Genomic DNA, 22,367 nt, shown 5'->3' on the forward strand with positions numbered 1-22,367 from the left:
TTGGCAGAGAGATGCTGAAAAATAATGTTGAAGAATAGATAAAAACTTAGGTAAATGAAGGTGATAAAGAACATGATGGCACTTTTAATTTTCTGTGCAGCCATTCCCGGAAACGCCCAGGAAATTCTTCCGCAGACCTATTGCAACCCCCTGGATATCGACTATACTTACATGGTGTATAATTCCAGCAGGAATATTTCATACCGTTCAGGGGCCGACCCGGCCGTGGTGGAGTTTCGTGGCGAGTATTATATGTTTGTAACACGCTCGTTTGGCTACTGGCACTCCAACGATTTAATAGAATGGGACTTTATCAAACCCGGACAATGGTTTTTTGAGGGTTGCAATGCGCCAACGGCCTTTAATTACAAAGATTCCTTGTTGTATTTTGCGGGTGATCCGGCAGGGTATGGCAGTATTCTGTACACCGACGATCCGAAAAGCGGAAGATGGACACCAACAGCTTCTATCACCAACAATATACAGGACTCGGAACTATTTATCGATGACGATGGAAAGGCCTATTTGTATTGGGGTTCATCAAACGTACATCCTATCAGGGTGAAACAGTTGAATAAAGATGACCGCATGCTGGAAACAGGTGTCAAAAAAGATTTAATCAACCTGGTAGAGGAAGAACATGGCTGGGAGCGTTTTGGTGAAAATAACTTTCACCCAACCTTAAAGGAAGGGTATATGGAAGGCGCCTCCATGACCAAGCACAACGGTAAATATTATTTGCAATATGCAGCTCCCGGCACACAGTTTAACGTGTATGGCGATGGTGTTTACATTGGCGAAACACCGCTGGGGCCTTTTAAATATATGAAAAACAACCCGATGTGTTTTAAACCGGGCGGATTCACCAATGGTGCCGGCCATGGCATTACGGTTAAGCAAACCAATGGGCAGTATTGGCATTTTGCCACGATGGCGCTCGCTTCCAATTCGCATTGGGAACGCAGGCTTTGTATGTTTCCTACGTATTTTGACAAGAATGATTTGATGTACGCTGATACGCATTATGGCGATTATCCCAGGTTTGGGACCAATCATCCGACAAAAGCCGGCCAACATTGTGGCTGGATGTTGCTTTCGTACAAAGGAAAGACCACTGTTTCATCCTCGCTGATGCAAATTAAAAAGAGTACTTCCACCGATAATGATTACGAAATATCGGAAATGCCACTTCAAAAGAATGATAAAGGGGAGATTACTTCCGGCGTGTTAACCGATGAAAGCCCCAAATCGTATTGGGTGGCCAAGTCCAACGACGATCAACAATGGGTAAAAATAGAGATGCTGAAGCCTGGAATGGTTTATGCGTTTCAATTGAATTTCCATGATCACCAATCGGGTATCTATACACGCACAGAAGGCCTGCGCCACCGGTTTACAATTGAGGTGTCGGATGATGGTAAGAAATGGCGCACGGTAGTCAACCGCAGTCACAGCTATAAAGATGCCCCCAATGCATATATCGTTCTGAACCAACCGGTGAAGGCCAGGTTTGTCCGCTACAAAAACATTCGGGTGCCGGGCCGTAACCTGGCCATGTCGGAGATTAGGGTGTTTGGTAAAGGTTTTGGCAAACAACCATCGGGAGTGAAAGGCTTCACCATTAAGCGCGAAGCAGACAGGCGTGATGTTACGCTGAATTGGAACAAGGTCAAAGGGGCACAAGGGTATAACATACGCTGGGGCATTGCACCGGGCAAATTATACCAATCATGGTTGATTTATGACGATAATACGCATTTTATGCGCTGTCTCGATCGGGATACACCCTATTGTTTTTCCATTGAAGCATTCAATGAAAACGGTATCTCGGCAAAAAGCAAGATAATAAAAGTTGATTAACGGAAAGTACGGTTGGTAAGCTGCTTCCTTGAGGATAAGAGCTATGTTTCAACCTGTAAATAACGAAAAAATACATACCATGAAATTGATTAAACATTTATACCTACTTGTGTTTCTTCCTTTGCTTTCATTGCAAGGGCAGACTAAAAATGGATATGTTAAAAAGGAGTTTATACTAAAACAGGATACCTTAAAGTATTGTATTTTACACCCCCGGGAAATGAAATCAGGAAAAAAATATCCCTTGGTTTTATTCTTGCATGGAGCGGGAGAAAGAGGCAATGATAACCATAAGCAACTCACCCACGGATCTACACTTTTTTTAAATGAAAAAAACAGGAAAAAGTATCCCGCCATTGTTCTGTTTCCTCAATGTCCTAATGGAATTATGTGGACTCACCGCTTAAAAGAAAAATCGGACATAGGCGTATGGGAGTTTGAGTTTCCTTTAAAATCAGGGCCTACTAAACCTGCTTTTTTGGTCAACGAATTGGTGGAACAACTGTTGACTCCGGGAAAAGTGGATGAAAGAAGGGTGTATATTATGGGTTTGTCAATGGGAGGCATCGGAACGCTTGATTTCTTGTCGCGATGGCCCGATAAATATGCGGCAGCCCAGGTTATTTGCGGAGGTCACGATCCAGCCTTGGTAGATAAATATAAACATGTACCCATTTGGTTTTTTCATGGGGACAAGGACGATGTGGTGCCACCTAAATATGCGCAACAGGTTTATAAAGCACATAAACAGTTAAACCCCCAAACAAAATTCACTATGTATCCCCATGCCAACCACAACAGCTGGGATCCAGCTTTTGCGGAACCAGACTATTTAAAGTGGATTTTTAAACTGAAGAAGAGATAAGAATTGTTGAGTTTAGAGAGAAAATATAATGCCATTTAAATAATATGAATGGGTATAAAATAAAGAAAAATGAAGACGATAAAAAATAACAGTGATCCAGTATTCCCAACTATTTTGTTGTCTATGGCCATATTGGTAATGCATGGTTTGGCATTGATTTCGTGCCAGGCACAACCGGCTAAATTTAATAGTTATAGTGGTGACAAAGATATTGAGCAGAAGGTAGATTCTGTGTTGAGCCTAATGACCCTGGACGAAAAAATAGGGCAAATGAATCAATACTCAGGAAACTTTGCCACAACTGGAGTGGTTAGTGACAATAAGTCGGGGGAATACCTCAGGAAAGGGATGATAGGAAGTACCTTTAATGTTTTTGGGGCAAAGCATTTAAGGATGTTACAAGAACAGAACCTGAAGCATTCGCGTTTGAAGATTCCCATGCTATTTGCGGGTGATGTGGTTCACGGACTTGAAACGACCTTTCCCATTCCATTGGCCGAAGCCTGCTCATGGGACCTGGATTTGATGGAACAGACAGCACGCATAGCCGCAGAAGAAGCCACAGCGTCGGGAGTGGCATGGAACTTTGCTCCCATGATTGATGTGAGTCGCGACCCACGATGGGGACGTGTGATGGAGGGGGCCGGCGAGGATGCTTATTACGGTTCACTGGTGGCACGTGCACGAGTGCGCGGATTTCAGGGTGTTGAAGACTATACGGACCTGTCGAAACCGAATACAATGATTGCTTGTGCCAAACATTTTGTGGCCTACGGAGCCGGTCAGGCCGGGCGCGATTATCACTCGGTGGACATTTCAAACCGGAATTTGCACGAGAATTACTTACCTCCCTTTAAGGCGGCAGTGGATGAAGGGGTGGGGTCGTTTATGACCGCATTTAACGACTTGAACGGTGTTCCATGTACCGCCAATAAATACCTTTTTACCGATATTCTTCGCGATAGATGGGGTTTTGGAGGAATGGTAGTGACCGACTATACGGCCATCATGGAACTGATACATCATGGTGTTGCACAAGATCTTAAGCATGGTGCCCAATTATCTCTGGATGCCGGAATAGATATGGATATGATCAGTGAAGCTTTTGTTACCCACCTCAAAGATTTGGTGGAAGAAGGGGAAGTGGATGAAAGCCAAATAGATATTGCCGTATCTCGAATCCTGGAAATGAAATTCTTGCTGGGGCTATTTGACAATCCTTATCGTTACTTTGATGAGGAAAGAGAGCGGCAAGTGGTGATGAATCCTTATTTTCTTGAGGTGGCCCAAAAGGCAGCCCAACGATCCATTGTGCTCTTAAAAAACGAAAACAATATTTTACCGCTTAAAAAAGACATAAGAAAAAAGGTTGCACTTATTGGACCTTTTGTCGAAGAGCGAAATAGTTTAAATGGAGAATGGGCCATCAAAGGCAATAGGGATAAAACCGTTACCTTAAAAGAGGGCTTGGAGGAGAAATATGCCAATGGCGTTGTATTGTTTTCCTATGCACAGGGAACGACCTTACCGCTAATCGATCGTGCCACCAGACACATATCAACAACGATGGTTCCAAATGACAATGGTTTTGCAGAAGCTGTTGGTGTTGCAAAAAAGAGCGATATTATTCTGGTAGCCATGGGCGAAGAATATAATTGGTCGGGCGAAGCAGCATGTAGAACAGATATAACCTTGCCGGGCAATCAACGCAAATTGCTAAAGGAACTTAAAAATACAGGTAAGCCTATCGTTTTAGTCCTTTTTAACGGGCGACCGTTGGATTTATCGTGGGAAGCAGAAAACATGGATGCTATCGTAGAGGCCTGGTACCCGGGAATCATGTCGGGTCATGCGGTGGCCGATGTGCTCTCAGGTGATTATAACCCCTCAGCCAAATTGGTGATGACGTTTCCACGCAGTGTGGGGCAAATACCCATTTACTACAGTGTTAGAAACACGGGCCGTCCATTCAATGCAAATGCACCCAGCGATTATAAATCATCTTATATCGATGTGCCCAACTCCCCGCTATATCCGTTTGGTTATGGACTGAGCTATACTTCGTTTAGTATTTCGGATGTGAAGTTAAACCAAGAAGCGATAAGTCCGGGACAGCAACTGACCGTATCGGCCAAAGTCACCAACAATGGAAGTGTTTTCGGAGAAGAGGTGGTACAGTTGTATATTCAGGATGTGCAAGCAAGCGTAACCCGCCCCCTGAAGGAACTCAAAGGATTTGAGAAAATTGCACTGGAAGCAGGAGAAAGTAAAACGGTTACTTTAAGCATCTCCTGGGAAGACTTGAAATTCTATAACATCAATATGGATTTCGTAGCAGAAGAGGGTAAGTTTAAATTATGGGTAGGTAACAGTTCTGATGATGAATCAAATGAATTGCAATTTACACTAAATGCATTAGTGCCTTAATATTTCTTACCAAAAAGGGCAGAAATATTAAGGATATATTTTAGGTTAGTGGCAATGCGGTCAACGGATGGACATCGCCAAGTGTTATTAACACACGTAAATCTATGTTGCGCATAATCTTTTTATCTCTTATGGTATGGTTAGCCCAACTTGCTTTTGCTGTTCAAAACCAAAAGCAACATTGATCGCCCGATAGGGTATTTGAGTTTTGTTTCCCTAAAAGGAAAGACTATTGTAAGCGGCATTAAAATCAGAAGAATCCTATAAAAGAACGAATTATGTATTTAAAACTAATCGTATTATTTAGCGTTGCAGCGCTGGTTACAGGATGCAGCACAGGCACGCCAAAAGAGACTAAACGACCCAATATCTTGTTTATCATGTCCGACGACCACGCGTATCAGGCCATCAGTGCCTATGATAATACATTGACAACTACGCCCAATATCGACAGGATTGCCAAGGAAGGAATGTTGTTTACGAATGCCTGTGTCACCAATTCAATTTGTGCACCATCACGTGCTGTATTGTTAACGGGTAAGCACAGTCATATCAACGGAAAGGTAGATAACCGTTTCCCGTTCGATACTACACAGGTCACCTTTCCCCAAATTATGCAACAGGCAGGATATCAGACCGCCATGTTTGGGAAGCTTCATTTTGGAAATAACCCCAAGGGCTTCGACCAGTTCCGTATTTTGGATGATCAGGGGAGTTATTATGCCCCCGATTTTTTTACCAAAAACGAAGGCAAAATCAATGTTAAAGGCTACACAACGGATATCATCACAGATATGACCATCGATTGGTTAGATAAAGAAAGAAAATTGGATAAACCGTTTTTGTTGATGTACTTTCATAAAGCACCGCATCGCGAATGGTTTCCTGCTCCGCGACACCAAAAAGAATACATCTCAAAAACCTTTCCTGAACCGGCTACTCTGTTTGATCAATTCGAAACCAGGGGAACAGCGGCTAAAACAGCAGAGATGAACCTGGTTGATCATATGAATTGGGCCGGGGATTCTAAAATTTACCCCGACGTTATGGATAAGTTAGGGTTGAAACCCTATATGAAATGGGATATTTCAGCTTTTGAAAGGGAATATAACGGAATGACACAAGAAGAAAGAGAATCCTGGGATAGGCATTATCGGCCTATGAACGAGAAATTTGTTCAGGCCTATCCAAATATGTCTAGGGAAGATCTAATGCACTGGAGGTATCAGCGTTATATGCAGGATTATTTGGGTTGCATTGCCTCGGTTGACGAAGGTGTTGGCAGGGTATTGGATTATCTCGATGAAAGTAAGCTGGTCGATAATACCATCGTGGTTTATACTTCCGACCAGGGGTTTTATTTAGGTGAACATGGTTGGTTCGATAAAAGGTTTGCCTATAATGAGTCGTTTAAAACACCATTGCTGATCAGGTGGCCAAATGTGGTAAAGCCTGGAATCACCAACGACGAGATGGTTCAGAACTTGGATTTTGCGCAAACCATGCTAGAGGCAGCCGGAATAGTGCCCCCCGACGATATGCAAGGGGAAAGCCTGGTTCCGATCCTGAAAGGGGAAGTGGAAAAGGTAAGGGATGCGGCATACTATCATTATTACGAGTACCCTTCCATTCACATGGTTAAAAGGCATTATGCCATCATCACCAAAGCGTATAAATTAATTCATTTTTATTACGATGTGGATGAGTGGGAGTTTTACGACCGTAAAAAAGACCCTTATGAAATAAACAACGTTTATGATGATCCGGCTTATGCCGAAGTAGTCCAGGAATTAAAGTCTGCGCTGGAAGCACTCCGCATAAAATACGAAGATTCTGCCGAGCTGGACCAAAAGTATATTGAGGCCTATAAGTGATTTTTGACTAGGTCATATATTTTAGTCTTGGAGTTTCTTCGTACCGAAGTGGTTTTCTGTTTAAAACTCCATAATCTTTGAGGTTAAGTTTTCTTCAGGCTTAAGCCCCATTTTTTTTCTTAACCTATATCTGCTAACCTCAACGCTCCTAACCGTTATGCCAAGTAAAATAGATATTTCTTTAGAATTCATATTCATTTTAAGCAGCGAACACAAACGTAAATCACCAGGGGATAATTCCGGATATTCATGTTTAAGCTTATCGTAAAAACCACTTTGGGAAGCTGCAAAATGTTGTTCGAAATTCAGCATATCTCTTTTTTGCGTCATCTGGTTATCAATAACATTCACAATTTTGGAGTAGTCGCGTTGAGGGAATCTGCCTTCAAGCCTTTTGTAGATATGGTGCAGTTCGTCTTTGATAGTGTTGATTGATTTATCCTTCTCCACTAATGCATTGGCCGATACGGTAAGTTTACTCTGTAGGTTTTCCAGTTCTTTTCTTAGCACATCTTCCCGTAATTGTGCAATGGTAGATTTGTTCTGTTTGTGCTGGTTCTCATGTTTTTGTTCTATTTCGGAGGTTCGTTTTTTTATTATTCGATGGTTGAAAATGACCATAAACACAATGGAGCCAATAATAATAACAATAATGGTAAATATACCGGCTTTTGATGTATACCACGGATATAATACTTCAAATGGATATTCTACGATGTTGGAGGATTTTCCGTCGGAGTACACTGCCTTTGCGCGAAAGATATATTTGCCGGCAGGAATATCGTTTATCACAACGCTATTCTCGGAACGGTTATCCACCCAATCGTCCATCAGGTTTGTTATCGTGTACCGATAATTAACTTTATTGGGCCCGAAGTTGACAGCTGTTAAGCCAAATTCTATCGAATTATTTTTGTTTTTTAATTGTATCGGAATTTCATTGTGGAGAGGGAGTTGGGCTTCCTTGTTTTTTAACCCACTTCTCCCATTGTACACACCTGAAATTACCAAAGGTAAATGCATGGTAGAGTCTTTGTTGTATATAGGTAAAACAGCAATGCCATTTTCCAGACAAAGAACGCTTGTTTCCCCGATTATCGAAATATTTTGATATTTGTCAGGGAATGAATACGGGCTGTCGAGGGTTAGTGTGTGTTTTATGATGGTTGTGTCGGAATTATGTTGTATTAGGGCCGCCTCATTATCGGTTATCACCCAAAAATAGTTTTTGCCCGCATTTACAATCCTAACAGCTTCTTTAAACCTGCCTAATGCTTCGTTAAGTTTTTTATAGGGTAGCATTTTGTCGTTTAAATCATCGTAGGTGTATATTTCTTCACCGGTTGTTACTACAACCCTGTTGTTGAGCTTAAAAACGTTTAGGCCGTAATCTGTTGGAAGGCCATTTTTTACGCCAAACGAATGGTTGGAGACTATGGTTTTTAAATCACCTGAAAGCCGCAAGCGATTTAATCCTTTTATCTCGTGACTCATCCAGATGTATCCGGAGTGGTCCATCTCAATAAAACGGCACGAGCCCTGGAACCCCTGTACAAAGTGTGAAAATACCCATTGGTTGTTGATCCGCTTTTGCAATCTTATCTTGTAATAAGTGGATTCAATAAGCCACTCTTCTCCCTGGTGTTGGAATGTCATAAAATCGGTGCCGCCCGATGTTAGTGATAATGCTGTAGCTTTGCCATTATCAATTTTATAAATACCATCGTTGTTGCCGCATAGTAACTCGCCGTTTAATAAATCAAGCTTCCAAATATGCCCATAAACACCTGCCAAAGGTTTTAATTCTTTAAAATTAAGGTTGGCAAGGTTCTGGTTAAAGCGAGTATGGAAAACTCCGTTGTTTGTGCCGATATAAACATAGCCTTGGTGCTCTACGACCGAATAAATAGCGGATGGCGCATAGTCCAGGTCAATATTGTATTCCACCGGTGAGTTCAAGTCGATATAGGATATGCCATTGTCCATCGCTAACCATAAATCTCCCGATTGGTCAATATTCATTCCCAATACCGTGTTGTTTTCAAGTTTGGATTGCCTGTCCAGGTGTTTCAGAATGTTTCCGTTATCGTCAATAATATACAAACCGCCCTTTAGCGTTCCAATGGCATAAGTGGTACTATCGATAACCGCCGCCGAATTCACGTCGAGTGTCTTAAGCGATTTGTTGGCCTGGCAATCCCATGGTTTTAACGAGCCATTGTTTAACAAGTGTAATCCCGTTTTTCCCTCGCCAACAATGATTCCTCTTTTGCTGGGTAGGAAAAACCGTATTGTCGACCTTTGGGCAAAGTCGGTATTGTTTATGGTTTTAAATGTTCCGTTCGCGTAGGTTACAATTCCTTTTCCGCTAACACGTGCGTAAACCTTGTTGTTTACATGGTTCAAAAAAAGTATTTCACCTTTGGGATCAACGTGTTTTACTTCGTTTGTTATTGTATGATATGTAAAAACTGCCGGGAATGATTGAAATATTATTTCATTTTCATGTTTGACGATACTCCAAATTCGCTCTCCCGAAAAAGGGTAAGAATGGAGTTTGTCGGCTAGTGAGGTGTATGCTAAAATGCCCAGGCTGTCTCTTTCCCAATAGCCAAAATCCTCATAACATCCAGAGTATAATCGTTTGCTTTTGCTATCGAAAAATAAAGACCGCATGGCCGATTTAGATTTGTGCTGATGAAGTTGCCAGTTGTTCCCGTCAAATTCGAGCACTCCTCCAGAGTTGCCGAAATAGGCCCTTCCAATATCATCGAAGGCTACAGCCCAGTTTTGGCTCATGGCCTTATACACCGAACGGTTGTAGTTGATTACAAAAGGTCGGAGTGAACGACTATGACCCAATATTCCGCCACAAAAAAACATTAAAACGAATGCAGATATAAAATGTGTAATTTTCATTGGCTGCTGTAGAATTAAAAATAAAAATACTAAAACTGTTTGAGAAGTGGCTACGAATTACGTTTTTAATGCGTATTTCCTTGAATACCTAATGCATGTGTGTATTTAAATTTAAAGATTGCTATATTTGGAATTGACTTTAGGTATTATTAATGAAAAATAAGGCACTCTATTATTTTTATCCACTAATGGTTCTTGTCCCCTTGGCATTTTTGATGTTAAGGCCGGGTTCCTTTAACCTGATCCCTTATACGATATATCATTCGTTCGAAGTTAGCTCCATGTCCGAGTATCAATTTATTATGTGGTTCGATATTGTTTTCCTGCTCATCATGTATGGGTTAACGCTGAGGGTGGTCAACAGGATTATTTCCTGGAGGAAGTATAACAAACGCAACCCAAAATAATCAAAGTAGTTAATGCATAAAATAGATGATACCACTGTTAAAAGCATTCTGATAAATGGGAATATTAGTTTACGTCCTGTTTTAATTAGTGATGCTCAAAATATTTTTGACATTGTAGATGCCCAAAGAGCTTATTTGGGAGAATGGTTGCCCTTTGTTCGTTTTACGGTTAACACAGAGGATACTTTAAGTTTTGTTCGTAAGGTAATTAAAGCTGCGGAAAATGAAGAAGAATATGTGTATGTGATAGAATTTAAAGGTAAGTTGGCAGGATTAATAAATCTTAGAATAATGAGCCATGTTAATAGGATTGCGGATATTGGTTACTGGCTTTCGCTTCGGTTTCAAAAGAATGGTATTGTGAGTAATTGTGTTATCGCATTATGCAACCATGCTTTTAACCATCTACACTTAAACAGAATTCAAATTAGATGTGGTATGGGAAATATGCCCAGCAAAAAAGTGCCCCTGCGACTAGGGTTTACCTTCGAAGGTATTATTAGGGAAGGTGAACTTTTAAATGGAGGATATATTGATTTAGAAATTTATTCTTTACTAAAAAAGGAGCGCCATAAACTTCCTGTTTGGCTATAATACGCATTTTCAGGATTGACAGTATAAAATAAAACGTCATTTCATTGAATTAACTCCGGAAAACATCTATTTTCATACAGATTTATTTTTTGTTATGAACAATCTTCAAATGATATAGATGAACGAATACGATTTGATTGTTATTGGCTCGGGACCGGCAGGCTATTCAGCCGCGATGCGTGCGTTGGATTTTGGTTTGAAAATATGTATTGTGGAAGGGGCGCACCTGGGAGGGGCAGGTATCATGAACGGAGCTCTTACCTCAAAAACCATGTACGAGTTGAGTATGGACTATGCGGTTGCTGCCAGAACCGACCGGGGATACCGATCAGGCAGTTTAAGCGTGGATTTTAGCAAAGTGATAACTACGGTGATACACGCTGCCAAAGAAAAGCAATACCAAATGCTCAGTCAAATTGAAACTTTTTCCGAAGGAAAATCCAAGTATGGTTCAATCTGCCTTAAAAAAGGTTGGGCCAAATTTGTTGATCCATACACCATTACAGTGACGGCAGACGATTCAACAGAAACTCTGAAAGCTAAAAATTTTGTAATCGCAACAGGGGCTAAGCCAAGGCAAGCTCCCGGTTTGGAGATTGACCACGAGAGAATCATTAATTCCGATGACCTGTTAGATTTGAAGGAATTTCCGGAAAGGATGTTGATTGTTGGTTCGGGTATTATAGGTTGTGAGATTGCGACCATTTTTAGCAATTTCAAGCAAACCGAAGTGCATTTGTTAGACCGGGCTAACCGGGTTTTGCCCTACGAAGATGATGATGTGAGCCAGTTTGTGTCCAAAAACCTGGAAGATAACGGCGTGATTATTCATCATACGGCTCATTTAAGAACGATCAATAAATATCCGGATCACCTCGAAGTAATTTTAGATTATGATGCGGGAAACAGCAAGGTGATAGAGGTCGATGTTGCCCTGGTGGCAATTGGCAGGGTAGCGAATACCGAGAAACTGGGTCTGGAAAAAATCGGGGTTGAAACTACCGAAAGAGGAACACTGGAAATAGCCGATCATTGTGTATTGAGGGATGGCAACAATATCTGCCATATTTATGCGGCCGGAGATATTTCGGGGCATACGCAATTGTACAGTGTAGCCGAGTTTCAGGGAAGACTGGCCGCGGAACAAATTGCTGATACGCCTAGTTACCCCCTGGATTATTCACATATGTCGACCCTGATGTTTTTTAAGCCTGAACTGGCTTCGGTTGGGCTGAACGAGAAGCAATTGCGGGCAAAAAAAATACCTCATAAGGTGGCTTACTATTCCAATAAATTGGTGAACAGAGCAATAGCCATGAGAAGCACCAATGGTTTTATAAAAATTATTGTGAGTAACGAGGAGGAACCAAGAATATTGGGAATGCGCGCAGGAGGTCCCCAGGCATCCGCCTATATTGTTTCGGTAGCCCATCTTATAAATCAAGGGAATAGTCTGCAGGAGGTGCTGAAGATTTTTTATCCGCACCCAAGTCTAGCGGAGGGAATCCAGGAGTGTTTGAGAACCTTGAGTGGAAAATCCATATACAAGCAAGCGGCCTTCCCGGAATATATAAAATTTAAGGAATGGGTGCCTGAGGATTAATTCAACTATCCAATTTAAGTAGTAGTGTATGAAGATACGAAAAACAGTAATCTGGCCCGGTGCAATAATATGCGGGCTCGGTGTTGTATATGCGCTGTTACCCGGATATACTAAAAACTCTTTGGTTTATTTGTTTCCGGGAATTGAAGATTACAAAATTTTTGACAATAGAGCCGTGAAAACCGGGATAGCCCAACCTTGGGGTGTTGCTGTAGATTATATGAAGTGCGATTTGCTTCCCGCGGAACGTGATACGTTGGAGGCGTACAAATCGGTAGCTTATCTAGTTGTTCAAAATGATTCAATTGTATATGAGGAGTATTGGGAAGGCTACAGTGAAAAATCTTTATCAAACTCGTTTTCCGCAGCAAAAAGTATAGTAGGATTACTTATTGGTGCGGCCGTTCAGGATGGATATATTAAAAGTGTTGATCAGTGTGTGGGCGATTTTATTCGAGAGTATAAAGTGTCACCGAACAATCAGCTAAAGATAAAGGACCTGTTGACTATGAGTTCAGGTTTAAATTGGAACGAAAGTTATTCCAATCCGTTTTCCATCACCACAAAAGCTTATTATGGCGAAAATGTGAATCAGCTGGTAAAAGAATTAAAGGTTGTTGAAACGCCAGGCAAGGAGTTTAATTATAAAAGCGGAAATACGCAACTTCTTGCATTAATCTTAAAAAATGTAACAGGTAAAAGTTTGTCCAACTATGCTTCGGAGAAACTATGGAAACCTTTGGGAGCAGAAAATGAAGCGCTCTGGAGTTTAGATATGCCTAATGGCGACGAAAAAGCATATTGCTGCTTAAACAGTAATGCCAGGGATTTTGCACGTATTGGTAAAGTAATCCTAAACAATGGAAACATAAATGGTCAACAGTTGATTTCGGAAGAATACATTCAAGCGTCCATATCACCTGCTTCTTATCTGGTCGATCATAAAGACCGCAAAGAAGTGGATTTTTATGGTTATCATTGGTGGATACTGAATTATAAAGGTGAGCAAATACCGTATGCAAGAGGTATTTATGGACAATATATCATTGTGCTAAGAAAAGAGAATGCCATTGTGGTTCGTCTTGGGCATAAACGTAACAATGATAAAATCGACCATCATCCGGCTGAGATCTTTAGTTATGTTTCAACTGCAAAAAGGATGTTGTCGGAAAGAAAAAAATAAAAAAAGGCTGCGTTGGTTTTGTAGAAACTATTTAGATACATACTGTTCTACAGAAGTATTAATCAATTGATTTAATGATATTCCTTTATATATTCCTTTTCTTGATGCATCTTTATGAAGGTCAGGTGCGTTTATTATGTTTTAGTCTTTAAAAAAAGGCTGCTATGATACAATCAAAGCAGCCTCTTATTATTCTGTTATGTTATTTTATTAGTACGCTCTGGTATTACGTCCTTCCATAAAGTTGATAAACGAAGTGTTTACCACTTTGTTACCACCGGGTGTTGGGTAGTTGCCGGTGAAATACCAATCGCCTTTGTCGTTTGGACAAGCCACATGAAGGTTTTCGATTGATTGGTAAACAATGCTTACCTCCGCATCGATATCCTGAGGTTTAAGCATCACCGCAATCTTGTCCGAAACTTCCTGTGCGGTAAAAGGTTTATATATTTCCCTAACGTAGTTAACTATTTCTTCTTTTGGCAAATTTTGTTGCTCCTTACATTTCTTATACACATCATCAATAATATTCTTCATGCCTCGGTCCTTTAGTAATTCGATGGCAGCACGGAATGCACAGAAATCACCAAGTTTTGCCATGTCTATACCATAACAGTCAGGATATCTGATTTGAGGTGCGGAAGATACAATGATTATTTTCTTCGGGTGCAGCCTGTCTAATATTTTAAGGATGCTCTTTTTAAGTGTAGTTCCCCTAACAATAGAATCATCGATTACCACCAATGTGTCCTCTTGGTTTTTGACTACTCCATAAGTAACGTCGTATACGTGAGCAACCAAATCATCGCGGCTTTCGTCATCGGCGATAAAGGTTCTCATTTTAACGTCCTTGATGGCCATTTTCTCGACTCTTGGCTCCACCTTCATTATTTTTTCCAACTTTTCGTCGGTAATGTCGGCACCCAGATTCTTTATTTGTTCAATTTTTATTTTGTCCAGCTCGTCGCCAACACCTTCAACCATGCCATAAAAGGCTGTTTCGGCAGTATTGGGAATATAGGAGAAAACGGTTTTTTCAATATCGTAATCCACCATTTTCAGCAAGGTAGGAGCTAGCAATTTGCCTAACATCTTTCTTTCCTGGTAAATATATTTATCACTGCCACGCGAAAAATATATTCTTTCAAACGAACACGATCTGCGTTCCTGGGGTACTCTAACCAGTTCTTCCGATACCTCACCGTTCTTTTTTACCACAAGCGCATGTCCAGGCTTTAATTCCTGCACGTCGCGAATGGCTACGTTCATGGCGGTTTGAATTACTGCCCTTTCCGATGCCACCACAACCACTTCGTCATCCATGTAATAGGATGCAGGGCGAATGCCCCATGGATCGCGCGCCACAAAAGCATCGCCATGCCCAAACATACCAGCTATTACATAACCTCCGTCCCATCTGCGGCTCGATCGTTCGAGGATTTTTCTGACATCAAGGTCTGCCTCGATTTTATGGGAGATATCACGGTTTGTAAATCCTTCGTTTTTGTATTGTCGGAATAAAAATTGGTTTTCTTCGTCTAAAAAATGACCCACATTTTCTAACATGGTTACCGTGTCCGTGAAATCTTTCGGGTGCTGTCCCAGGTCTTCCAGGTTCTTAAAAATCTCATCAACATTGGTCAGGTTAAAGTTTCCGGCCAAAACTAAATTCCTCGATCGCCAGTTGTTTTCGCGCATCACCGGGTGCACGTAATCAATACTGCTTCTACCAAAAGTTCCATAGCGCAAGTGCCCAAGGTATAGTTCGCCACAGAATGGCATGTTTTTTTTAGCCCATTCCGGATCTTTCATCAATTCGGGAGTGCCTCCTTCAGCCTTGCCCATGGCATTGTTAATCCCCTTAAAAACATCCTGAATGGGGTTTTGCTTGTTGGAGCGTTTTCTCGACAAATATTTTGTTCCGGATTTTTGATCAAGTTTTAAGCTTACCACACCTGCTCCATCCTGCCCTCTGTTGTGTTGTTTTTCCATCAACAAATAGAGCTTATGGAGTCCATACATCCAAGTCCCGTACTTCTCTTTGTAATACTCCAAAGGTTTGCGTAACCTGATCAGTACGAAACCACATTCATGCTTAATTTGATCGCTCATAACATTAAGAGAATAACTATATTTTTAAGAAAGCGCAAATTTATTTTTTTTTTTCGGCATACCCAACAACATGGGGTCTTTAATAAACGTTAACCTTTTTTTAATTTCAACTACTAAATTAGTATATGTAGATTTGGATAATTGAAGTCGGAATTAAAAATGCCCTCAGCCGAGAGCATTTATCATTTTAAATTTTCAACCATTACATCGTTTACCGGAACGGGGTAGCAACTAGGGAACTCCTTTTTAAGTTCCCTATACAGCGCCAAAGCTTCGTTTTTGCTTCTGAAATCGCCTACCTGAACCCTCCAGAACGGAGCCTCGTACATAATGTATGGCTTTTCTTCGGGAAACAAGGATAAGAGTTTACCTTTAATTTGCGTAGCTTCTCTTTTTGCATTTTTGTTAGAGCCCAGATACAATTGAATCCGAAAACCATCGATACCTCTGGTTCTTTTATTGGCATCGATATGGATGCCAATTAAATCTTCTATCCCAGGCTCCTGAAAAACCATCAGGCTTCCGGAATCTTCCTGTACTTCGCAAATATTCTTAAAAAATTGAGTGCCTGTTTTTTCCTGTGATTTCAGGTTCATACAAAACAAACAAATAATAAATGCAATTGTTATCTTGAGCATATTTAATATTAATAGTTTGAGCTCAAAGATAACATTTCTTTTGTTGGAACAGCAAGTACCGGACAGTCGGATTCGTTAATAAGTTGATTGACAAAAGGTTTTATTATATTTTCGAAAGGTGTGCCAGAGTGGTGTATGCCAGTGGCCAAAACATCGGCATCTATTTCATTGGCATAATTCAATAAGGCTTCAGCCCTGTTGCCTTTGGTTATCAATTTTGATTCTACCTTGAGATCTGTGTTTTTTTCGATATATTTTAAGGTTTGCTTAACAAAAGCTTTAACTCGGCTATTGGCCAAACTATACCCTTTTTCCTTTACTCCGACAATATAAATTTTAGCATCGAACAAATTGGCCATTCCTAATACGGCAGGCACTTTTTGCCTACTGGACTTACGGTTGCTGATAGGAAGGACAATTTTATTGATACCACGCCATTTACGTTCCGGTCGAATGGCCAAAACAGGAACTTCAGAGGCGCTAACCAATCGGTATGCGTTGCTGCCAATGTATTTGTCTTCGAATCCGGAGGCGCCATGTGTACCCATCACTATTAAAGTGGTATCGTCGTATTTGGCCTGGTTGGATACTTCTTTAAAAACGTTCCCTTCTCTAACCTTATAGTCAAAACTTCCTCCCGGAACGAGATAACCGGACTTGTATTTGGCTACAATTTCATTTAGCCAACCTTCCAGGTCCTCGGTAATTAAAGAGCCCATGTTTTTTTGTAGATATTTTTGCGACAGTTTTCGGGTTCTGACATGAACAATGCGCAATTCTGCATCCAGTTTGTTTGCAATTTGTATTCCGTAATTCAACGCATTGAAAGCATTTTCGGAAAAATCAATGGGGACTAATATTCGCTTCATACAGATTTTGTTTTGTCAAAACACAACTTAGGTTTGTCTTTTATATGTTAGTACACAATTTACATAAAACTAATGTGTTAACCCGCAAAATTCATATGTTTTATGGAATATGAAAGTTCTTCGGGTTAATCCTTCGGTCGCCATGCACCTACGCTGAAGCTTCGAGCCCAAGCGTAAGGCTTACCGCAGGCGATGCCCAAATTTGATTGCCTCCGAAATGAATACGGAACGATCTGTTCCGAAGGATTTTGGGCGGTAGTCCCCAATTCAATTCAGGAAGGTCAATTTTGGGTTGTCAAAATATTTGTGACGCTTAATCGCTGCCGTAAGCAGTAATCATTCGTGAATAATTAGGTTTAATACGTAAATTCGCTGAAATAGTTATACTCTTCAATATATGTTTATGTGCAGCAAGCAAGAGTGTATTGATATTTAGGCAGTTGGGTGGTGCATTTGTGTGAAAAAATAGAGGACAGAATTTGCTCTGTTAATTGGAACGTTTGGTTTGTGCAGAGAAGAAAATACCGAGAAATGCCTGAATCACAACAATTTCAAACATCCTCGGTATCAATCAACACAACACATTTTTAGTGCTTTTAATGGCTTCTGCCAAATAGGCATAGCATTTATATCTTATTTGAAAAAACACCGAGAGTTACTTTTTTTGGGGACAAATCCAATGGCAACCCCCGGCATCAATCAACACAACACATATTTTAATTCCCGCTAAGGTAATGTTTATTAACCAACGTACAAAATACAAATATATTGTTGTTGAAAAGTATACCGGGAGTTACTCAAGTTTGGGGACAAGAAATGTAACTCCCGGCATTGATCAACACAACACAATCTTTAAGCCATTAATAGTTCCTGTGAAAATGGCTTAGGTTCATCACAAAAGAAGAATAAATGATCAACTTTTGCCAACCTTAATGCTTTATATACTTGTGCCTTCACATTAAAAAGACTTACTTGGCCCCGATTCATTTTTGAGAGCCGCTGTCCTGCTATTAGGGCATCTATTGTTTCTTTGTCTATTTCTTTAACCTCGTTAAAATCAACAATGATGTTCGAAAAAGGAAAAGTCAGTTTGGAAATTAGTTCGTTTTTGAACATGATTGAATTCTCTTGATTCAGTCGGGTGCTTTTTTCAAATGATACCAAAATGGTATTGCTGTATGTTTTTATTTTAATCATAACTTGCGTGTTTGTGTCTGAACCCACTGTTTCAATCTGTGTGCCAAAAAAATATAAGCGCTGATAATCAGATAGATAAAATTATGCCCAAATCAATATGTATTATATTATGGAAAAAAGTCCATAAAATGGAATTTGTAGGTGGTGATTTTTGTGATTTATATTTTTTTCGATGATCTCCGCAAAGAGATAGGAGACTTGTGTAAGAAGTAATGTGGTAAACGATTTTATTTGAATACGATACGAAAAGGAGTATTCTTTCTTGCCGCAATGCTCCAGGACTGCCCGATCCTCGGAATTGCGGCAGATCATCTTAAATTTTACAATCAAAGAACTAAAAAGTAGCTGATAGTTTCTTTTCTTTGACGATTGTAATACTTTTGCAAAGAACTTATTTATACAACCAAATATGGCAACGGATCAAGAATTCAACGAATTACGTCCATATCGCGACAATGAAATACATCAGGTTTTTGAGCAGTTATTAAAAGAGGAGTCTTTTATTGAATTGTTAAAATACTTGTTTCCACAAGTTCCGATAAAGGATTTCGTTAACCAACTTTTATCAATTACCACAATAAAAGAATTTCAAATAGGAGTAGTTTACCCTTATATAAAGGAGATAATTAGAAACACAACGAAGGGAGTGACTGCCGAGGGGCTCGATAATTTAGATCCGAATAAGAGTTATATCTTTATTTCTAATCATAGAGATATAGTGCTGGATTCAGCTTTTTTAAATATTCTTTTGCACGAGCATGGCCACGAAACTTCGGAAATAGCTATTGGCGATAATTTGCTCATTTATCCCTGGATTACACAGTTGGTAAAATTGAATAAATCATTTGTGGTTCGTCGTAATTTGCCGGCCAGACAGATGTTGCAGAGTTCAATTTTAATGTCAAAGTACATTAGGTATAACATAACAGAACGTAATCAAAGTGTGTGGATTGCCCAACGGGAAGGGCGTTCGAAAGACGGTGACGACCGCACGCAAACTAGCCTTCTGAAAATGATAAATATGAGTGGCGACGGTGATTTTGAGCGGAGTTTTAAAGAGGTGCAGATTGTCCCGCTTGCTATTTCCTACGAATATGATCCTTGCGATTATCTTAAGGCGCATGAGTTTTTGATGAAAAGCAATAATCCTGAATACACAAAAACGCAAGCCGACGATCTAAATCATATGGCTTCGGGAATTCAAGGGCGTAAAGGTCGGGTTCATTTTAAAGCTGGAGTTCCGCTGGATAAGGAACTGGACGGTTTGAATGAATTGGATAAAAACGAGCAGTTGAATAAGCTGGCCGAGATAATTGACGACCATATACATAATAATTACAAACTGTGGCCTGGTAATTTTATTGCCGCAGATGCAATAGAAGGTAACAGGAATTATGCGCATAAGTATACCGACGAAGATGTGAGAGTATTCAATGATTATATTAATGAACACATCTCAAGGTTGGATGCCGATAAGGAATTTATACACAGTAGCTTGATGGAAATGTATGCCAATCCAGTAAAGAACTTTTATAAGGAATAAAGGTGTCATTTGCTTGTAGGCCAATGGCTGATGAAAGATGAAATAGTTGAACCGGGAACTGTTGTTGGGGATTTGAAGGGTTCCTTAATATCGGCAGGCCGGTTTAACCCGGATTATGTATTGGAGGTTCGTCATGAGCATTGCAAGTGCAATAAAACAAGGCATTACTGAAACGAGGCATAGCATCGTTCTGGTGAGTTGAAGTGATGCAACAAAGTGTCTTGTTTAAAGTAATTTCAATGTGTAATAGAAATTCTAATGCATATTGCGGGTTTAAATAAATTCTGATGACAATTTTAGGAGTATATGATATACAAAGAGGGTTTCGATTTTCGAAACCCTCTTTTGTATTATATTGATAGACAATAGCTTTTCGTACATTCCAAAAAATGGAAAGGAGGAATGTGGTTATTGTTTTATTTCTTTCATCTTAATGCTTAGCTCGTCCAGTTGTGCTTCGGTTACCGGAGATGGTGAATCGATCATCACATCACGTCCCGAGTTGTTTTTAGGGAATGCAATTACGTCGCGGATAGAATCAATACCGGCAAACAAGGATACCAATCTGTCAAAACCGAATGCAACGCCGCCGTGAGGAGGGGCACCGTATTTAAACGCGTTCATCAGGAATCCGAACTGGCCCTCCGCTTCTTCTTCCGTAAATCCGAGTAACTGAAACATTTTATGCTGAAGTTCATCGTTATGAATCCTGATAGAGCCACCGCCAATCTCTACGCCGTTAATCACCAGGTCGTAAGCATTAGCCCTAACCCTGCCCGGATCGGAGTCTAATAGAGCCAGATCTTCTATTTTAGGCGAAGTAAAAGGATGGTGCATGGCATGGTATCTTTCGGTCTCCTTGTCCCATTCCAGCAAAGGAAAGTCAACAACCCAAAGTGGGGCAAATTTATTTTTATCTCTAAGGCCTAGGCGTTTTCCCATCTCCAAACGAAGTTCGCATAGCGCACTCTGAGTCCTGGCTTTTGGGCCAGCCAAAATCAAAAGCAAATCTCCAGGCTTCGCTCCGTATGCTTCTGCCCATTTTGTCAGTGCAGTTTCGTCGAAGAATTTGTCAACGGATGATTTAAATGAACCGTCGGTATTGTATTTCACATAAACCAAGCCTTGCGCACCAATTTGTGGTTTGCGAACAAAGTCGGTTAGTTTATCTAATTCTTTACGGCTATATCCGGCGCAGCCTTGGGCACATATTCCGCCCACGTATTCCGCATCTTCAAAAACCTTAAATCCGCAATTGGCTACCATGTCCTTCATTTCCACAAATTTCATTTCAAAGCGGATGTCTGGTTTGTCGGAGCCATAGTTTTTAATCGCTTCCTCAAAAGGCATCTGAGGGAACTCAAAATCGAAGTCTACGTTCTTGATAACCTTAAAAAGATGTTTGGTCATTCCTTCGAATGTTTCAAGGACATCCTGTTGCTCAACAAAAGCCATCTCGCAGTCTATTTGCGTGAACTCGGGCTGGCGGTCGGCTCTCAAATCTTCGTCGCGAAAACACTTTACAATTTGGAAATATCTGTCGAAGCCGGCCACCATCAACAGTTGTTTGAAAACTTGTGGAGACTGTGGCAAAGCATAGAATTCGCCCTGGTTCATTCGTGATGGGACAATAAAGTCACGCGCCCCTTCGGGAGTGGATTTAATCAAAACAGGAGTTTCTGTTTCGATAAAATTCTTTTGGTTTAAGTAGTTGCGAACCTCAAAACCTAACCTATGGCGTAACTCCAGATTTCTGCGAACAGGGTTACGACGTAAATCAAGGTAACGATATTTCATTCTTAACTCGTCGCCGCCGTCTGTTTCGTCTTCGATGGTGAACGGAGGAAGTTCCGACGGGTTCAGTAACTTTAGTTCGTCCACCAGTATTTCAATATCTCCGGTAGGAAGTTTATCGTTTTTATTGCTACGTTCTTCAACTTTACCCTTAACCTGAATCACATATTCGCGGCCAAGTTTACGTGCCTTCTCACTTAACTCTTTACTTGATTCAATATCCAGTACCAATTGGGTAATCCCGTACCTGTCTCTTAAATCGACAAAGGTCATTCCTCCCAAATTGCGGACCTTTTGCACCCATCCGCTCAACGTTACACTTTGGTTTACATCTGCAAGCCTGAGCTCACCACAAGTATGTGATCTGTACATTCTCTTATGCTATTAAAAGTTCAATGGATAAATGTGCTGTATCGATATTTTACTAATTTCGTTTCCATATCGGCAGCCTAACTTACTAACCTGAGTTCGATTAAAATTTT

General features: G+C 40.6%; 14 protein-coding genes. 8 read left to right on the plus strand and 6 right to left on the minus strand.

The genetic code is table 11. The annotated features are described in order from the left end of the window. Positions 1-54 precede the first annotated feature (54 nt). From ACRD64_RS15845 to ACRD64_RS15860, 4 genes are all read left to right on the plus strand, one after another. Positions 55-1,860 (plus strand): family 43 glycosylhydrolase, encoded by a 1,806-nt coding sequence (locus ACRD64_RS15845; RefSeq protein ID WP_430934429.1) that lies wholly within the window; start codon positions 55-57, stop codon positions 1,858-1,860. 79 nt (positions 1,861-1,939) lie between these two features. Further along, the gene (locus ACRD64_RS15850) at positions 1,940-2,725 is read left to right on the plus strand and encodes an alpha/beta hydrolase-fold protein (RefSeq protein WP_430934430.1); all 786 of its coding nucleotides are present in this window, start codon (positions 1,940-1,942) and stop codon (positions 2,723-2,725) included. 69 nt (positions 2,726-2,794) lie between these two features. After that, the gene (bglX, locus tag ACRD64_RS15855) at positions 2,795-5,152 is read left to right on the plus strand and encodes a beta-glucosidase BglX (protein ID WP_430934431.1); all 2,358 of its coding nucleotides are present in this window, start codon (positions 2,795-2,797) and stop codon (positions 5,150-5,152) included. A gap of 278 nt (positions 5,153-5,430) precedes the next feature. After that, positions 5,431-7,026 carry a sulfatase family protein gene (locus tag ACRD64_RS15860; RefSeq protein ID WP_430934432.1) on the plus strand — a complete coding sequence of 532 codons (1,596 nt, stop codon included), beginning with the start codon at positions 5,431-5,433 and terminating at the stop codon, positions 7,024-7,026. A 60-nt stretch (positions 7,027-7,086) separates the two neighbouring features. On the opposite strand, the gene ACRD64_RS15865 is transcribed toward ACRD64_RS15860, so the two are convergent. After that, positions 7,087-9,945, minus strand: coding sequence for a triple tyrosine motif-containing protein (locus ACRD64_RS15865; protein WP_430934433.1), 2,859 nt, complete (start codon positions 9,943-9,945; stop codon positions 7,087-7,089). Positions 9,946-10,364: 419 nt separating this feature from the next. Here ACRD64_RS15865 and ACRD64_RS15870 point away from each other — a divergent pair, with 419 nt between their 5' ends. The 3 genes from ACRD64_RS15870 to ACRD64_RS15880 all read left to right on the plus strand — a co-directional run bounded on the left by ACRD64_RS15870 (position 10,365) and on the right by ACRD64_RS15880 (position 13,732). Then, positions 10,365-10,946 carry a GNAT family N-acetyltransferase gene (locus tag ACRD64_RS15870; protein WP_430934434.1) on the plus strand — a complete coding sequence of 194 codons (582 nt, stop codon included), beginning with the start codon at positions 10,365-10,367 and terminating at the stop codon, positions 10,944-10,946. A gap of 118 nt (positions 10,947-11,064) precedes the next feature. Further along, entirely contained in the window at positions 11,065-12,549 is a 1,485-nt protein-coding gene (locus tag ACRD64_RS15875) for a dihydrolipoyl dehydrogenase family protein (protein ID WP_430934435.1), read from the plus strand. A 28-nt stretch (positions 12,550-12,577) separates the two neighbouring features. After that, positions 12,578-13,732: a serine hydrolase domain-containing protein gene (locus ACRD64_RS15880; RefSeq protein ID WP_430934436.1), complete on the plus strand. Its 1,155-nt coding sequence runs from the start codon at positions 12,578-12,580 to the stop codon at positions 13,730-13,732. 210 nt (positions 13,733-13,942) lie between these two features. On the opposite strand, the gene ACRD64_RS15885 is transcribed toward ACRD64_RS15880, so the two are convergent. The 4 genes from ACRD64_RS15885 to ACRD64_RS15900 all read right to left on the minus strand — a co-directional run bounded on the left by ACRD64_RS15885 (position 13,943) and on the right by ACRD64_RS15900 (position 18,548). After that, complete coding sequence (locus ACRD64_RS15885; RefSeq protein WP_430934437.1) at positions 13,943-15,844, minus strand: amidophosphoribosyltransferase; 1,902 nt, start codon at positions 15,842-15,844, stop codon at positions 13,943-13,945. A 182-nt stretch (positions 15,845-16,026) separates the two neighbouring features. Beyond that, a complete protein-coding gene (locus ACRD64_RS15890; protein WP_430934438.1) occupies positions 16,027-16,482 on the minus strand; it encodes an SPOR domain-containing protein in 456 nt (151 codons plus the stop codon). A gap of 8 nt (positions 16,483-16,490) precedes the next feature. Beyond that, positions 16,491-17,351 (minus strand): universal stress protein, encoded by an 861-nt coding sequence (locus tag ACRD64_RS15895; protein ID WP_430934439.1) that lies wholly within the window; start codon positions 17,349-17,351, stop codon positions 16,491-16,493. An 852-nt stretch (positions 17,352-18,203) separates the two neighbouring features. Further along, on the minus strand, positions 18,204-18,548 hold the full coding sequence (locus tag ACRD64_RS15900) for an STAS domain-containing protein (protein WP_430934440.1): 345 nt from the start codon (positions 18,546-18,548) through the stop codon (positions 18,204-18,206). A 409-nt stretch (positions 18,549-18,957) separates the two neighbouring features. Here ACRD64_RS15900 and ACRD64_RS15905 point away from each other — a divergent pair, with 409 nt between their 5' ends. After that, a complete protein-coding gene (locus ACRD64_RS15905) occupies positions 18,958-20,091 on the plus strand; it encodes a 1-acyl-sn-glycerol-3-phosphate acyltransferase (protein WP_430934441.1) in 1,134 nt (377 codons plus the stop codon). 408 nt (positions 20,092-20,499) lie between these two features. On the opposite strand, the gene aspS is transcribed toward ACRD64_RS15905, so the two are convergent. Next, the gene (gene aspS / locus ACRD64_RS15910) at positions 20,500-22,257 is read right to left on the minus strand and encodes an aspartate--tRNA ligase (protein ID WP_430934442.1); all 1,758 of its coding nucleotides are present in this window, start codon (positions 22,255-22,257) and stop codon (positions 20,500-20,502) included. Between the last annotated feature and the right edge of the window lie 110 nt (positions 22,258-22,367).

Source organism: Saccharicrinis sp. 156 (genome assembly GCF_050589685.1).
Lineage (GTDB): Bacteria > Bacteroidota > Bacteroidia > Bacteroidales > Marinilabiliaceae > Saccharicrinis.

Excerpts from the sequence above, each read along its gene's own strand:
- ACRD64_RS15845 (WP_430934429.1), top strand. The coding sequence starts at position 55 with ATGAAGGTGATAAAGAACATGATGGCACTTTTAATTTTCTGTGCAGCC.
- ACRD64_RS15905 (WP_430934441.1), top strand. The coding sequence starts at position 18,958 with ATGGCAACGGATCAAGAATTCAACGAATTACGTCCATATCGCGACAAT.
- ACRD64_RS15870 (WP_430934434.1), top strand. The coding sequence starts at position 10,365 with ATGCATAAAATAGATGATACCACTGTTAAAAGCATTCTGATAAATGGG.
- ACRD64_RS15880 (WP_430934436.1), top strand. The coding sequence starts at position 12,578 with ATGAAGATACGAAAAACAGTAATCTGGCCCGGTGCAATAATATGCGGG.
- ACRD64_RS15865 (WP_430934433.1), bottom strand. The coding sequence starts at position 9,945 with ATGAAAATTACACATTTTATATCTGCATTCGTTTTAATGTTTTTTTGT.
- bglX (WP_430934431.1), top strand. The coding sequence starts at position 2,795 with ATGAAGACGATAAAAAATAACAGTGATCCAGTATTCCCAACTATTTTG.
- ACRD64_RS15875 (WP_430934435.1), top strand. The coding sequence starts at position 11,065 with ATGAACGAATACGATTTGATTGTTATTGGCTCGGGACCGGCAGGCTAT.
- ACRD64_RS15850 (WP_430934430.1), top strand. The coding sequence starts at position 1,940 with ATGAAATTGATTAAACATTTATACCTACTTGTGTTTCTTCCTTTGCTT.
- ACRD64_RS15895 (WP_430934439.1), bottom strand. The coding sequence starts at position 17,351 with ATGAAGCGAATATTAGTCCCCATTGATTTTTCCGAAAATGCTTTCAAT.
- ACRD64_RS15900 (WP_430934440.1), bottom strand. The coding sequence starts at position 18,548 with ATGATTAAAATAAAAACATACAGCAATACCATTTTGGTATCATTTGAA.
- ACRD64_RS15890 (WP_430934438.1), bottom strand. The coding sequence starts at position 16,482 with ATGCTCAAGATAACAATTGCATTTATTATTTGTTTGTTTTGTATGAAC.
- ACRD64_RS15860 (WP_430934432.1), top strand. The coding sequence starts at position 5,431 with ATGTATTTAAAACTAATCGTATTATTTAGCGTTGCAGCGCTGGTTACA.
- ACRD64_RS15885 (WP_430934437.1), bottom strand. The coding sequence starts at position 15,844 with ATGAGCGATCAAATTAAGCATGAATGTGGTTTCGTACTGATCAGGTTA.
- aspS (WP_430934442.1), bottom strand. The coding sequence starts at position 22,257 with ATGTACAGATCACATACTTGTGGTGAGCTCAGGCTTGCAGATGTAAAC.